At 45.6% G+C, this 14,137-nt stretch carries 14 protein-coding genes; 7 read left to right on the top strand and 7 right to left on the bottom strand.

Annotation, left to right across the window (positions count from 1 at the left end; genetic code table 11):
- Window positions 1-213: 213 nt before the first annotated feature.
- From ON006_RS21090 to ON006_RS21070, 5 genes are read left to right on the top strand one after another with little or no spacing between them, the layout of a single operon-like run.
- Window positions 214-921 (top strand): HAD-IA family hydrolase, encoded by a 708-nt coding sequence (locus tag ON006_RS21090; protein ID WP_244823837.1) that lies wholly within the window; start codon window positions 214-216, stop codon window positions 919-921.
- A gap of 27 nt (window positions 922-948) precedes the next feature.
- The gene (locus ON006_RS21085) at window positions 949-2,079 is read left to right on the top strand and encodes a TIGR03364 family FAD-dependent oxidoreductase (protein WP_244823836.1); all 1,131 of its coding nucleotides are present in this window, start codon (window positions 949-951) and stop codon (window positions 2,077-2,079) included.
- Window positions 2,080-2,100: 21 nt separating this feature from the next.
- A complete protein-coding gene (locus ON006_RS21080; RefSeq protein WP_244823835.1) occupies window positions 2,101-3,765 on the top strand; it encodes an alkaline phosphatase family protein in 1,665 nt (554 codons plus the stop codon).
- 5 nt (window positions 3,766-3,770) lie between these two features.
- Entirely contained in the window at window positions 3,771-5,129 is a 1,359-nt protein-coding gene (locus ON006_RS21075; RefSeq protein WP_244823834.1) for an aspartate aminotransferase family protein, read from the top strand.
- Window positions 5,130-5,150: 21 nt separating this feature from the next.
- Entirely contained in the window at window positions 5,151-6,452 is a 1,302-nt protein-coding gene (locus tag ON006_RS21070; RefSeq protein WP_244823833.1) for a DUF5690 family protein, read from the top strand.
- 58 nt (window positions 6,453-6,510) lie between these two features.
- Here ON006_RS21070 and ON006_RS21065 read toward each other — a convergent pair whose 3' ends face one another.
- Entirely contained in the window at window positions 6,511-6,738 is a 228-nt protein-coding gene (locus ON006_RS21065; RefSeq protein WP_244823832.1) for a hypothetical protein, read from the bottom strand.
- A 256-nt stretch (window positions 6,739-6,994) separates the two neighbouring features.
- On the opposite strand from ON006_RS21065, the gene nhaA reads away from it, so the two are divergent.
- A complete protein-coding gene (gene nhaA, locus ON006_RS21060; RefSeq protein ID WP_244823831.1) occupies window positions 6,995-8,164 on the top strand; it encodes a Na+/H+ antiporter NhaA in 1,170 nt (389 codons plus the stop codon).
- Between the two features lie 17 nt (window positions 8,165-8,181).
- On the opposite strand, the gene ON006_RS21055 is transcribed toward nhaA, so the two are convergent.
- A complete protein-coding gene (locus ON006_RS21055) occupies window positions 8,182-8,691 on the bottom strand; it encodes a hypothetical protein (RefSeq protein ID WP_244823830.1) in 510 nt (169 codons plus the stop codon).
- A gap of 56 nt (window positions 8,692-8,747) precedes the next feature.
- On the opposite strand from ON006_RS21055, the gene nfi reads away from it, so the two are divergent.
- Window positions 8,748-9,488, top strand: a complete 741-nt coding sequence (gene nfi, locus ON006_RS21050) for a deoxyribonuclease V (RefSeq protein WP_244823829.1) — start codon at window positions 8,748-8,750, stop codon at window positions 9,486-9,488.
- On the opposite strand, the gene ON006_RS21045 is transcribed toward nfi, so the two are convergent.
- From ON006_RS21045 to ON006_RS21025, 5 genes are all read right to left on the bottom strand, one after another.
- Window positions 9,480-10,643 carry a glycoside hydrolase family 18 protein gene (locus ON006_RS21045; RefSeq protein WP_244823828.1) on the bottom strand — a complete coding sequence of 388 codons (1,164 nt, stop codon included), beginning with the start codon at window positions 10,641-10,643 and terminating at the stop codon, window positions 9,480-9,482. The two genes, nfi and ON006_RS21045, sit on opposite strands and share 9 nt — an antisense overlap.
- Before the next feature lie 94 nt (window positions 10,644-10,737).
- On the bottom strand, window positions 10,738-11,511 hold the full coding sequence (gene ku / locus ON006_RS21040) for a non-homologous end joining protein Ku (RefSeq protein ID WP_244823827.1): 774 nt from the start codon (window positions 11,509-11,511) through the stop codon (window positions 10,738-10,740).
- A 129-nt stretch (window positions 11,512-11,640) separates the two neighbouring features.
- Entirely contained in the window at window positions 11,641-12,393 is a 753-nt protein-coding gene (locus tag ON006_RS21035) for a LytR/AlgR family response regulator transcription factor (RefSeq protein ID WP_244823826.1), read from the bottom strand.
- Window positions 12,390-13,448, bottom strand: a complete 1,059-nt coding sequence (locus ON006_RS21030; protein ID WP_244823825.1) for a sensor histidine kinase — start codon at window positions 13,446-13,448, stop codon at window positions 12,390-12,392. The genes ON006_RS21035 and ON006_RS21030 overlap by 4 nt, the downstream gene beginning before the upstream one ends.
- 27 nt (window positions 13,449-13,475) lie before the next feature.
- Entirely contained in the window at window positions 13,476-14,126 is a 651-nt protein-coding gene (locus tag ON006_RS21025; protein WP_244823824.1) for a hypothetical protein, read from the bottom strand.
- Window positions 14,127-14,137: the final 11 nt, after the last annotated feature.

Here is a 14,137-nt window from a genome sequence, read left to right as displayed (position 1 = left end):
GGAGGATTTGCTTAATTTTTTTCAATATTAATTAACTTTTTCTTGTGTATGTAATGATTTGAAGATACTTTTAGCTACAAATCAGCACGTTGAGAAAAAGTGTTTTTAAAAAGTTAAGTAATGCTTTACATTTGATCTTCATTAGTTGCTCTGATTTTTCTAAATCCAATCCGGGTAAAGTTCAATATTAGTTCACCAATTATAATTACGAAGATGTTAACAGAACTTGTTGTCTTTGATATGGCGGGTACCACTGTCAAGGACAAAAATTATGTAGGAATTGCGTTTCAGCAAGCAATGGAATCGCAGGGGTATAGTATTGCCATTGAAGACGTGAACCCGTTGATGGGATATGAAAAACCGCTGGCGATCCGGATGATGCTGGAAGTGCGGGAGGCGGATAAGGACAAAATAACCGACGAGCTGGTGGCCGCGATCCATGCGAAGTTCGTAAGCGGAATGCTGGATTTTTACCGTTCTACGCAGGACATTGCGCCTCTTCCCAATGTGGAGGAGACTTTTGCGAGTCTGCGTGCGGATGGTGTGAAGATCGCATTGAACACCGGTTTTTCACGGGACATTGCCGACGTGATCATCGATCGCCTGGGCTGGGAAGACAAGATTGACTACCTCGTGGCGAGCGACGAAGTGCCTTTTGGTCGTCCATACCCGGATATGATCCAGAAAATCATGAAAGCCCTTGGCGTAAGCTCGGCTGAAAACGTAGCGAAAGTGGGTGATACGGAGGTGGATATCAATGAGGGGATCAATGCAGGCTGTAAATATGTGATAGGGGTAACGACCGGTGCATTTACACGTGAACAATTGCTTCCCTACAAGCCAACCCACGTCATCGACGATATCGCGGATGTGCTCAGCATTCTCTCGGCCAGCAGCACTTTGGCCGCTCAAAAAAATTAATCAGCAACCCATTCCAAAGCATTTATAATGAGTAAATCTGCTATTGTTATCGGAGCAGGGATCGTAGGGCTGGCCACCGCGCGTGCGCTGGCGGTACGCGGTTATCAGGTTACAGTCATTGAGCGTTCGTCCAAAGCGATAGGCGCTTCGATCCGCAATTTCGGAATGGTGTGGCCGATCGGGCAGCCGGAAGGCAAGTTGTACGAAAGGGCTTTACACGCCAAAAGTATTTGGAAAGAGACGCTGGCAGGTGCTAAATGCTGGTCATACGAAGGTGGTAGCCTCCATATGGCGTATCATCAGGATGAGCTGGAAGTGATGAAGCAGTTTGTGGAAGTGAGTCCTTACCGGCCGGTGAGCGTGCTGAATGCTGTTGAAACATTGGAAAAATCTCCCGCCGTAAACGGAAAAGAGTTATTAGGATCGTTGTGGTCGGCGGATGAAATGATCGTGGACCCGAGAGAGGCCATTGCCGCAATACCTGGTTACCTGGAATCTCAGTTGGGGATCACGTTTATCTGGAATACTGCTATATCAAAAGTGGGATATCCACATGTTTATTCTGGCGCCAAAAGCTGGTCAGCGGACGAAGTTTTCGTTTGCAGCGGCCAGGATTTTGAGACACTTTATCCGGAAGAATTTTCAGCGGCCCCGCTTACCAAATGTAAGTTGCAAATGCTAAGGCTGGAAGCGCAGCCAGACGACTGGAAAATCGGTCCGGCATTGTGTGGGGGCCTTTCATTGATACATTACCACGGATTTCAGGCAGCGGCTTCATTGCCTGGGTTGAAAGCCAGGTATGAAAGCGAATACAGCGAACATTTGAAGTGGGGCATTCATGTCATGGCGTCACAGAATGGATTGGGCGAAATCACAGTGGGTGACTCGCACGAGTATGCATTGACTTTCGATCCGTTTGACCGGGAATTTATCAATAAAATGATCCTGGATTACCTGGGTACATTCGCCCAGTTCAAATCGCCGAAAGTGTTCCAGACCTGGCACGGGATCTACCCGAAAATGACCAATGGAAAAACAGAAATTGTCATCAAACCGGAAAGTGGGGTCACGATTATCAATGGTCTGGGTGGTAACGGGATGACATTATCATTTGGATTGTGCGACGAGGTGGTTGGAGGGACATATCAGGCATTATAAGACCAACCTAATTTTATTCCTATGTTTTCAAAAGCATTGTACATGTTGTCGGCGGTGGTGTTGCCACTGGCAGCGTGCGCTCAAAATTCAGAAACAAAGCCGTCGGGTATTGAGCACGTGATCGTCATCGGTGTAGACGGGCTGAGTCCGGACGGTATCAAGAAGGCGAAAACGCCATTTATCGGGAGCCTCATTGAAAACGGAAGTGTGAAATGGAATGTGCGTACGGTCCTTACTTCGGCGAGCAGCCAGAACTGGGCTTCCATGATCATGGGCGCGGGCCCGGAGCAACACGGAATTATTAATAATGACTGGGAAATGGACGATCACACCCTGCCTCCGATCGTGAGTGAGGCGGACGGACGTTTTCCTACGATTTTCAGTGTTTTACACAAAGCAAAGCCGCAAGCGGAGATCGGTACAGTCTATCATTGGGATGGTTTTGGGCGGTTATTCCAAAAGAATTCGGTGAATTATGACAAACGATTTTCTACCGAAGATTCCACGGCTGCTGACTTTATCCAATACATTAAAACTAAAAAACCGGTACTGGGTTTCGTGCATTTCGACCATGTGGACCATGCAGGCCACCACGGCGGGCATGGGTCGGCGGAGTACTATCTGTCTGTTTCCAAAACGGATTCGTTGGTTAAAAAAATCATTGACGGGATCAAGGAGGCAGGAATGATGGACAAGACGCTGGTGATTATCTGGGCGGATCATGGCGGGCTGGGCTACGGTCACGGTGGCGCTACTCCTCAGGAGGCTGAGATCGCCGGTATCTTTTATGGAAAAGGTGTCAAAAAAGGGTATGTGATCCAGCAGCAGGTATATACCTATGACCTCGCTTCGACCATTGCATTTGCTCTTGGCGTTCAGCAGCCCTATGCCTGGATCGGCCGGCCGGTTAAACCTGTTTTTGAGGGATTGAATGAACCTGAGAATTTATGGCTTGGTGAAAAGACGGTGGAAGCACCTGTCATTTATCCAGACCGGAACCTGTACCAGCAAGCGGGTGGGTTGTATGTGAATGAAAAGCCTAAGGTTAAAATTGAATCCAAAGTGGCCAATGCGCAGATTCGCTATACCACCGACGGTTCCTATCCGCTTTTTTCAAAGCTTGTTTATAAAGAGCCATTTGAGGTTAGCAAAACAACTGTTGTGAAAGCGAAAACTTTTGATGAGAAAGGTAACCCAAGTCTGGCTTCCACTGCTTATTTTAGATTGGTGAAAAGCGGGCAGGGTAATGGGGTGACCACTACTTTTTATCAGGGTAATGATCTGCGGAAATTGCCTGATTTTACTCAGTTGGAAAAAGGCAAAACGTGGATCAATGCTGAATTTGGCATGGAAAGGGAGCAGATCAACAAGTTGCTGGAAAAAGGAAACGAAAGTTTTGCGCTGCAATTTGAAGGTTTTATCCAGATTGATAAGGATGGAAAATACCAGTTTTCAACACAATCCGACGACGGTAGCAAGCTGTTTATAGATGGAAAACAGGTGGTAGACAATGACGGAAACCACGGTGTTCAGGAAAAAAGCGGTTCTGCTGAGCTGAAAGCAGGTAAGCATGCGATTAAAGTAGAATATTATAACAATGGCGGTGGGTTTTGGCTGGATACTTTCTACAAAGGCCCGGGCGTAACCAAGCAACTGATTCCGGCAGACAAACTATTTGTAAAATAGATACGATGGCAGAAGTACATAACAGGACGGAAGGCGACATTAATTTATCATCTGCCAGGCGTGATTGGTACGCGGTCATCAGCGACCCTGAAACTGCGGGCTACCTGCATGAGGACGCCGAGTACTTCTTGCATCAGTCGCTTTCTACACCGTGCCTCGACGTGCTGGTTGAATGTGAAGGTATTTATCTCACGGATTTGCAAGGCAAGCGTTACATGGATTTCCACGGTAACAATGTGCATCAGCTCGGTTACCGTAATCCTTATATTATTGAAAAACTGAAAGAGCAGCTGGACATTCTGCCTTTTTCACCAAGACGATATACCAACATTCCGGCGATCGAGCTGGCTAAAAAACTCGGGAGCTTGCTCCCCGGAGACCTGAACCGCGTACTTTTTGCGCCGGGAGGTACTTCGGCGATCAGTATGGCGCTGAAACTGGCGCGGATCGTGACGGGAAGGCATAAAGTAATATCGCTCTGGGATTCATTTCACGGCGCATCGCTGGACGCAATTTCGGCTGGTGGTGAGCTGGATTTCAGGAAAGATATGGGCGCATTAATGCCTGGTGTAGAGCGCGTTCCACCTCCTATGACTTACCGTGGCCCTTTTGCTGCGGCCGGAAACAGTGACCTGGCGTATGCCGACTACCTGGAATATGTCATTGAAAAGGAAGGCGATATCGGCGCTTTTATCATTGAAACCATTAGAAATACAGACGTACAAATTCCCTCGCAAGCATACTGGATACGCGTGCAGGAGATTTGTAAAAAACACCGGGTACTGCTGATCCTGGACGAAATTCCGATCGCTTTCGGCCGTACCGGCAAAATGTTCGCGTTCGAGCATTATCCTATCGAGCCGGACATTATTTGTCTCGGAAAAGGCCTCGGCGGCGGTGTGATGCCTATGGCGGCCATCGTTGCCAGAGATGCTTATAATATTGCCCAGAGCGTTTCATTGGGACATTTTACCCATGAAAAGAGCCCGCTGGGAAGTGTGGCCGCGCTGGCCATGCTGGACTACATGGAACAAAACCATATCCTGCAAAAAGTACAGGAAGATGCATTGTTCATGGCGGAAGAATTGAACAAAATGAAAGACAGATTTCCGTTGATCGGAGATATCAGGGGCGTGGGATTATTGTGGGGAATTGAGCTGGTAACAAACAGGGACACCAAAGAAAAAGCCGTTAAAGAAGCAGAAATAGTGATGTACGAATGCCTGAAAAATGGTCTGAGCTTCAAAGTTTCGCAAGGTAATGTACTGCAATTGTCGCCGCCGCTGATCATCAGCCGCGAACAATTGAAAGAAGCCTTGCGGATTGTGGAGCATGCCATTGAGACGGCATCGGTTTTTGTTTAAAAACTCCTAAAAATCTTGGTTATGCGTTTGAAAGAAGCACTTTTGCGTTCTAATTCGCTGTTTATTGCCTGGGCTGTGATCGCGTCTTTTGGTACTTATTTCTGCATGTATGCATTCAGAAAGCCGTTCAACGCGGGCCTCTATCAGGGGTTGGAGCTGTGGGACGTGAGCTACAAGGCGGTACTGATCATTTCGCAGGTCGCGGGGTATACACTTTCCAAATTTGCAGGTATCAAAGTCATTTCCGAGCTGAAACATAGTTCCAGGATCGGGTTGATCATTGGACTTATTCTGGTCGCTGAGATTGCATTGTTGTTTTTCGGCCTGGTTCCTTATCCTTACAATTTCGTTTTTCTTTTTATCAATGGCCTTCCCCTGGGAATGGTTTACGGGGTCGTTTTTAGTTTTCTGGAAGGGCGGCGCTTCACCGAGATGCTGGCGATGGGGCTCAATATCAGCGTGGTAGTCGCCTCCGGTATTTTGAAGACATTCTACATTGAAATTCACCGCGTATTTCCGGGCATCTCAGAATTCTGGATGCCTTTTTTTATGGGCGCGTTGTTCCTGCCATTCTTTTTATTGTTTGTGTGGATGCTATCAGTCATCCCTGCGCCGAGTGCGGAAGATATCAGTCTCCGGACCGAACGGGTGCCGATGACAAAGCAGGACAAGCAACTGGTCATGAGGCAATTTGGTTTTCCGATTGTCTGCCTGGTTATTTTCTACGCAACGCTGGTGGTAGTTCGTGATTTTCGCGACAACTTCACCATTGAGATCTGGAACGAGATTGATGTCAACTGGGGTAGCAGCGTCCTTACTACTACCGAAATGATTACCGGAATTGTCGTTCTGGTCATCATCGGAAGCCTGGCTTTTGTCCGGGATAATGTTATCGGTTTCCGGCTCACCAACCTCATTCTTTTTGCGTCGATTTTCTTAATGGGACTGGGGACGTTTTTATTCCAGGGTAATCTTATCAATGGTTTTTACTGGATGCTGATGGTCGGTCTGGGGACGTTTTTGGCTTACACTGTTTTGCAAACAGTCGTTTTCGAGCGGATGATCGCGCTTTTCAGGATCAAGGCCAATGCGGGATATTTCGTCTACATCTGCGAAAGCATTGGCTACATGGGGAGCGTGGGGCTGCTGTTATATAAAGAATTCTTTATCAAGGACCTTAGCTGGTCCAAAGTATTGATGCAATTCACTTACATTCAATTGTTTCTGGGATTCGTGCTGCTCGCGTTTGCGAATATTTATCTGGAAAGACACCGGGCCAGCCGGGAACAGAAGTCCGGCGATCCCACCCTTGCTGCTATATAACGACACAAAAAAAGGAGACCAAGTGGTCTCCTTTTTAATCTCAATTTTTCACCTTTTTCTATTTTGCAACTTTAAGCTCTACAATAGCAGCTTTTTGCGCAGGAGTGTATTTGTTAAAATTGTCTACCGTTTTGGTATGTTGTGGTGCCGGAGTTTCCAATGCAGGCGTTGCAGCTGGCAGGGGAAGTTTAGCAGTAAATTTTGCCTTATCATCTATATGGTTACCGAATACTAGCGAAGTACTGAGCGCCATTGCGCAAACGAATGATGTTACTGAATTTTTCATAGCTGATTGTGTTTTCTTGTCTTTGTCTTATTTGACTGTACAAATGTAAGTGCGTTGTATGGGAATGCATCACGTTTTTTTAACAAGTGAGCCAATGGTATTATGAATGGCTGATGTTGAGTAATTTAATGGATATTTTCGCATATTGCTATGATGATCAATGTTGCTTTTGTGCAATCCTGAATAAGTATGAATGTTATTTGAAAAGTACAATATCTGAGTAAAACGGATAATTTTCTTTTTGCTAAATTGCCATATGGCCAAATCTATTAACCTGAAACCCTTTCGCGAATTTTTGCAGTCAGAATCGCTGGGAGGCGCAATCCTTATCGTCTGCGTCATTATTTCTCTCATTATTGCCAACTCTTCGCTGGGTGCTGCTTTTGAGAGTTTTCTAAGTATCGATCTGGGTTTCAATACAGAAAGTGTTCATCTGAAATATCCCATTTTGTTGTGGATCAATGATGGGTTGATGGCCATTTTTTTTCTGCTTGTCGGGCTGGAAATAAAAAGGGAGCTGGTAGAAGGAGAACTATCGTCTTTCAAAAAAGCGGCATTGCCGATTTTTGCGGCATTGGGAGGTGTCATAGCTCCGGCGACGATCTACTTTATTTTAAATAAAAACACGGAAACCGCGGCTGGCTGGGGTATTCCGATGGCTACTGATATTGCATTTGCACTGGCGGTCATTACCATGCTCGGAAAAAAAGTACCATCGTCGCTTAAAATATTCCTGGCCGCACTCGCCATCGTCGACGACCTGATGGCCATATTGGTAATTGCAGTATTTTATTCCTCGGATCTCCATTATGTGTACCTTTTATATGCGGGCGGGATTTTTGGAATGTTGCTTTTAATGAATAGGCTGGGTGTGAAAAATCTTGTCGCCTACGTCATTCCGGGCCTTTTTATCTGGTATTTTATCCATCATTCCGGTGTGCATGCGACTATCGCCGGGGTACTAACTGCATTTGCGATTCCTACCAATTCAACGGCTGACGAATCTCCGCTCGAAAAGCTGGAACACATCCTCGTTAATCCTGTCAATTTCGTTATTATGCCGCTTTTTGCATTGGCCAATACCAACATTCGTTTTGTTCCCGAAATGCTCGACGGGCTTACTACCAGTTTGGGGCTCGGTATCATACTCGGCCTGGTGATCGGCAAGCCGCTGGGGATTACCATACTTTCATGGCTTACCGTCAAAATGAGGATCAGTGTAAAGCCGGCAGGAGCTGGCTGGATTCATATTGTCGGGGTCGGAATGCTTGGCGGCATCGGGTTTACAATGTCTGTCTTTATCGCATTGCTGTCGTTTCCGGGAGCAGAACTGATCCTGTCCGAAGCCAAATTCTCTATTTTGACTGGTTCTGTTTTGTCCGGAATTTTGGGTTATTTGCTGCTGAACCAGGTCAGCCGCAAATAATAAATGGTACGACAGGGCTATTCGGTTTTGCTTTTTATCAAAATGTAATCAACCTGACCGCCGGATGCAAAAGCTGCGATCTGGGAGTATTTTTCATAATTATCCCATCGTTTCAGACCATTCTCGTCAACCTTGGGTTCAATGTTCTCCTTTAAATTCAGCAGGCCGAGGATCACCCTGTTCTCAAAATCAAAGTCGTTCAGATTTTTAAGTGTAATGCGGTCGGCAATCTCATTGATAAATATGATCTCAACTTTTCCGTCCCTGTAAATCAGTTTAGGGCACTTATCACATCCTGCCTTCTCGTCTTTGTAATAGCTGTCCAGTTTTCCTTTGCCCAATACAGCCTCTACCTCCTCCTGGTTTCGGAACGCCACCTGCGACAGATCCAGTTCTACGACCACGGTCGCATTTTCATCTCTTTCATCCAGCACAAAAAATTTGATAAATACTGCAATAAGGATCACTATGAAGGCGATGAATTTCCAGTTCGCCCATTTGCGCTTGACGCTAATATGTTGTTCCATGAGGATGGTTTGGTTTTTGTATTAATCTTACATGTACCAGTCCAATACGAAATATCATGCCAGTGATTTCAGCCGAAATGCCCGATACACCCGAGTCTAATTATGACCGATTGACCATTGCGGAGGCCACCGCCATTCAGAAAGACCTTAGAAGCAAACTGAGCTTGATCCCACTGGAAAAACCTGTCAGGACTATCGCAGGGGCCGACATTTCACTATCGCTTTACAGTCAGACCGTTTACGCAGGAATTGTGATCTTGTCCTACCCGAAATTGCAGGTAGTGGCCTATTCACTCGTGAAAGGAAATACAAATTTTCCTTATGTGCCTGGTTATCTGGCGTTTCGGGAAATTCCGTCAATACTCAAAGCATTTGAACAGATGCCCGTAAAGCCCGACCTGATCATGTTTGACGGAAATGGGATTTTGCACAAAAGGAGAATGGGTATCGCTTCCCATTTCGGGGTGCTGACAGATACGGTCACAATGGGATGTGCGAAGAAGAAGCTTGCCGGGCTTTATACGGAACCAGGCGAAACAAAAGGCCAGTTCACAGCGGTGACTGACAGTGGCGAAACCATTGGTTTTGCAGTCAGGAGCAAAAATAATGTCAAGCCCGTGTTCATTTCTCCCGGACATCAGATGAGTTTACAGGACAGTCTGGACATTGCTTTTAAATGTATCGGCAAGCACCGGCTGCCAGAACCCACCCGCAAAGCACATGAGTACGTTAATCTGTTTCGTACGGGCGCTTTGCAGGAGGGCTATCACGAAGTTGATGAATGGAAGCTATTTTAATGATTTGTCGATTTCATCCAGCAGATAATGTTTCGGGTCAGAATCATATTCCCAGAACATTACACCGCCCATTTTTTTGTCCAGTACATACTTGCATTTTTCTCTTACCGACTCTTCGTCGTCGTAGCTGAGTATCTGACCAGTAGTCGCATTGAGCAAATATGGCGCTTTGGCTACTGTGTCGCGGTATTCTTTGAAGCCTTTTTTGTTGACCAGACTATCTTTAATGTAGGTATAGCCGTCCAGATATTCCTGGGCAGTTTGCTTTTGGCCTAACCCTTTTTCCAATTTGGCCACCGTGAACATACGCCCATAGAATGGAAGTCCCATGACCAATTTACCGGCAGGAACGCCCGCCGCGGTGAACGCTTTGAATGCGTTATCGGCTGATTTAGCTGTTTTGTAAATGTCGGACGGATACAAACTCGCGTGGTGGACAACGGTATCGCCCTGAAAAAGGTCGTAGGTCATCAGGTTGACATAATCCAGAAATTCCTGCGCCTTACCCATTTCGGTCACATTCAGGAACTCAACAAAACCGGGAATAGCAGTAGTGAGCAATTTTTTCTTACCTGTTTCTTCTTCCAATAAATTCAGCTCATTGCGGATCGCTTTGAACATGAGTGTAAAGTTCTGTTTGTCTTCCGGACGGAACACATTGCCTTCTTCGCCCATCATTCCAGGGTATTCCCAGTCAATATCGACACCATCCAGATCATATTTTTTGATGATATCCACCGAACTTTTGGCAAAAACCTTCCTGGAAGCTTCGGTAAGTACAGCGTCGGAGAAATTCTCACTCCATGCCCAGCCGCCGATCGAGATCAGGATTTTAAGATCAGGATTTTGGTCTTTCAATAGTTTGAGCTTACGGAAATTGGTGGAATCGGTTTTTTCATTGGTAAGAAATGCTTTGCCATCCTGCACATTTACAAATGCATAATTGATGTGCGTCAGCTTTTTGGCTTCGATGCGCTCGGTATTCAGCAAGCCGTGAAACCCGCCTACATAGCCGATCACGACAGGTTTGGTTGCGGTTTCCGTAACTTCTTCTTTCTTTTCTTCGGATTTGCAGCTGGTAAAAATGGAAGATACCAGAACAAAAAGTAGCTGAGCGGCCAGGTTTATGGGTTTTATTGTTTTAAAAAAGTACATAGGTAAGGAGTATGGTTGAAGCAATAAAGTAACTATTACTTCGAAACAACTCCTAATGTATTATTGAAGTTACAAATCAGTTCCGTGTGCTTTTTCATGATGCTTTTCGTTTTGGAGCGCTAAGGCTTTCTTTTAATTGAGCCATCAGGTCCTTGCTTTTGGAATGCACTACCTTCATCTTTGAAGTGGCTGGTTTTTTGCCCTTCGCTTTGGCCATGATCAGTTTCAGCAACTTTTCATTGTAAGTGTCCTTGTATCGTGAAATATCAAACTCGGTTGTAAGCTGCTCTATCAATTGCACAGCCATCGCCATTTCCGCGGGTTTGATCTTGACATCAGGTATCGTCAGATCTTCGGGGTCGCGTATTTCTTCCCCGAACCGTATCTTGTTCAATATTAGGAGATCGTCCTGGGGTTTGATCAATACCAAACTTTCCCGGTTGCGCAAAACATATGTTCCGAGCCCTGCTTTACCCGTTTTTTTCAAAGCATCGCGCAGTAAGGCGTAGGGTTTGCCGCCGGATTTTTCGGGTTGGAGGTAATAGGGGGTTTCGTAGTAAATGCTGTCAATATCTTTTTCATTGACAAACTCGGCGATCTCGATGATCCTGCTCTTTTCCGGGCTGGCTTTTTCGAAATCGGTTTCATCCAAAACCACATAATTGTCCTCGATTTTGTAGCCGCGAACAATGTTTTCCCACTTCACTTCCTTACCGGTGTTTGCATTTACCCGCTGAAAATGAATGTTAGCGTGGTCTTTTTTGTCCAGCATGTCCAGATCCAGCTCGCTACCCTGGGTTGCGCTGAAAAGTTTAACGGGGATATTTACCAGACCAAATCCAATGGCCCCGGACCAGATTGCTCTCATATCTATTTTTGAAATAATCAATAATAGATATTACCTTAAAAATCTGTGCCTTACCACATTTATTTAGCCACGAATACACGAATGGACACTAATATATTCGTGAGTATTCGTGTATTCGTGGCTAAAAATTTATTGCCCCAGCCAGCTCTTAAAAGCTCCCATTTTCTCCCTGCTGATCAGAATATCATTATCAGCACAATTTTCCAGATGGATTTTCAGGCGGCTGTTGGAGTAAGTGAACACATCTTTGATCGCGGAAATTGCGCTGATGTATTTTCGGTTCAGCCGGAAGAATGTATCTGGCGACACCATTTCTTCCAACTCGTCTAATGTGTAGTCGATGATGTATTTCTTCCCCGCCCGAGATTGAAGGAAAGTGACCTTGTCTTCACTATAAAAGAATGCAATGTTCTGTACATCAACCGTCTGAATGCGTTCGCCGATTTTGACGAGAAACCTTGTTTTGAACGATTTCGGTGGCGGCTGTATCAGGCTGCGGATGTGTTCCAGAGAAATAACTGGCTCCCGCAGCCCCGATTTGAATTTGTTCAATGCATTGGTTAGCTCTTCCGGATCGACGGGTTTGAGAAGGTAGTCAATGCTGTTCAGCTTGAATGCCTTGATCGCATATTGGTCGAAAGCGGTACAGAAGATAATAGGTGCGGTAACTTTTACTTTTTCAAATATCTCAAAACTGATCCCGTCTGCCAGCTGAATGTCGAGAAAGACCAAGTCGGGCCGTGGATTACTTTCGAGCCACCTTACCGCAGCGGTGACGGTGTCAATGCTATCATAAATTTCAGCTTCCGGCATTCGCTCCTTAATGAGCTGGATCAGGCGCCGGGCGGCAGGTTTTTCATCTTCAATAACGAGGATCTTCATATTTTCAGCAAAGGCAATTTCACAATAAATGATTCGCCGGAATTGTCAACGGTGATATTTTCGGCACTCAGCAACTCGTATCTTTTACTAATATTCGAAAGTCCAACGCCCGTGGATTCATCTGGAATACTGCTTTTCAGCTGCAAATTATTTTTAACAGTCAATACATTGCCATTCAAAAGAATATCGATTTTTAATGGATGTTCGATGGAAGCAATGTTGTGTTTGATCGCATTTTCAAGCAGTAGTTGCAGCGACAATGGAGGCAGGAATCCGAGGTTGGCCTGGTCGACCTGAATGTGGTATTGCAGACCATCTTCGAACCGGATTTTTTGTAGGGACAGATAATTATTGGCAAAGTTGAGCTCCTGCTGCAGTGTGACCAGTTCTTCCTGCTGCACTTCGAGCACATAGCGATAGATCCCCGACAACTGGCGGATGAATTTGGCCGCTGTGTCCGGATTTTCGTACACCAGGTTACTTAGTACATTCAACGAATTGAAAAGAAAATGCGGGTTCAGCTGGTCTTTCAGCGACTGGTATTGCTGCGCAAATCTTTCTGTTTTCAACTGCTCGGTTTCAATGGCAGCCTTGCGCCATTCGAGTAAAAAAGAGCGACTGATCAATATGAATGATAAAACAAAGGAAAGTTTCATCGGGAATTTAGTCCAGTTCACCAGGTCTTTCCATGGAATTTGGTCTAATGTAAAAGCCTGGCGGATGAAATAAACATGCAAGAATATGATCACAAAGCTCGTGCAGAATACATACAAGAAGTACGACAAGCATTCCAGAACAAGCCTTTTTACAGGATATTGAATCCATGAAATCGTTTTATCAAAATAATGTTCGACCAGAAAACCGCCATAGCTCAATGTGCATGACATTAAAAAAGATACTGGCAACTCTTCCATTAAAGCACGCCAGCCTTCACCTGTTAGGAAGCATTCGAGACAGGAAGTCAGGGCGATCATGAGTGCGATCAACAAGTTGATGCCCAGGAAAGCTGGGGAGAAGTTCCAGAATTTTTTCGATCCTCGCGTTGTGACTATCATAGGGTTACAATATCGGTCAAATTGCAATTATTGACAGCCTTTGACCATTTTTTCTGCTAGATTTCTGCCCCAGGTAGGTTGAAGATCGGCTATTAGTGCCGCCTGATCCTGCCCGGCAAATATAGCCAGACTTTGCTTCGCCGATCCGCAAGCTTTCTCAGTCCCGGAGCCAAAGAACTTGGCCATACCATATTCCATTTGAGCCAGCAAGATGAGTGCCCGTGGATTTTTGTCATTCAATGCTAATGCTTTTCCAAACGTCTGCATCACCTGGCCGGACAAGCTTTGTCCCCGGCCCGACGGATCGACGCTTACTTTGGCCATCGTGATAAACCCCTGCAAAGCCACGATTTCGGAGTTGTTTGGCGACACTCCATCCGCTTTTTGGGCTATTTCCTCTGCTTTGGCCAATGCTTCATCTTTTTTGTCAGCAGTGAGTGCATTGTTCACACCCTGATAAGTGTAGGCCAGCGCATGATAGTAATAAGGCTGCCATTCTTTTGGATTCAGTTCGCAGATTCGGGCAAATGCATTCGCCGATTGCTGCAATACCGGTAGCGAGTCAGTTTCAATCAGTTTGGCGATCTCTTTTTTCATCGCTTTTTGGTAGGGTGACTCTTGCGCGTTTGCGTTAAGTACCGTCAGGAATAATGCGAAAATGAGTGTTAGCTTTTTCATGATTTTGATTG

This window comes from Dyadobacter pollutisoli (assembly GCF_026625565.1).
Classification (GTDB): domain Bacteria; phylum Bacteroidota; class Bacteroidia; order Cytophagales; family Spirosomataceae; genus Dyadobacter; species Dyadobacter pollutisoli.
Note: the sequence above shows the minus strand (reverse complement) of the source record. Positions and strands in the feature narration are given on the sequence as shown.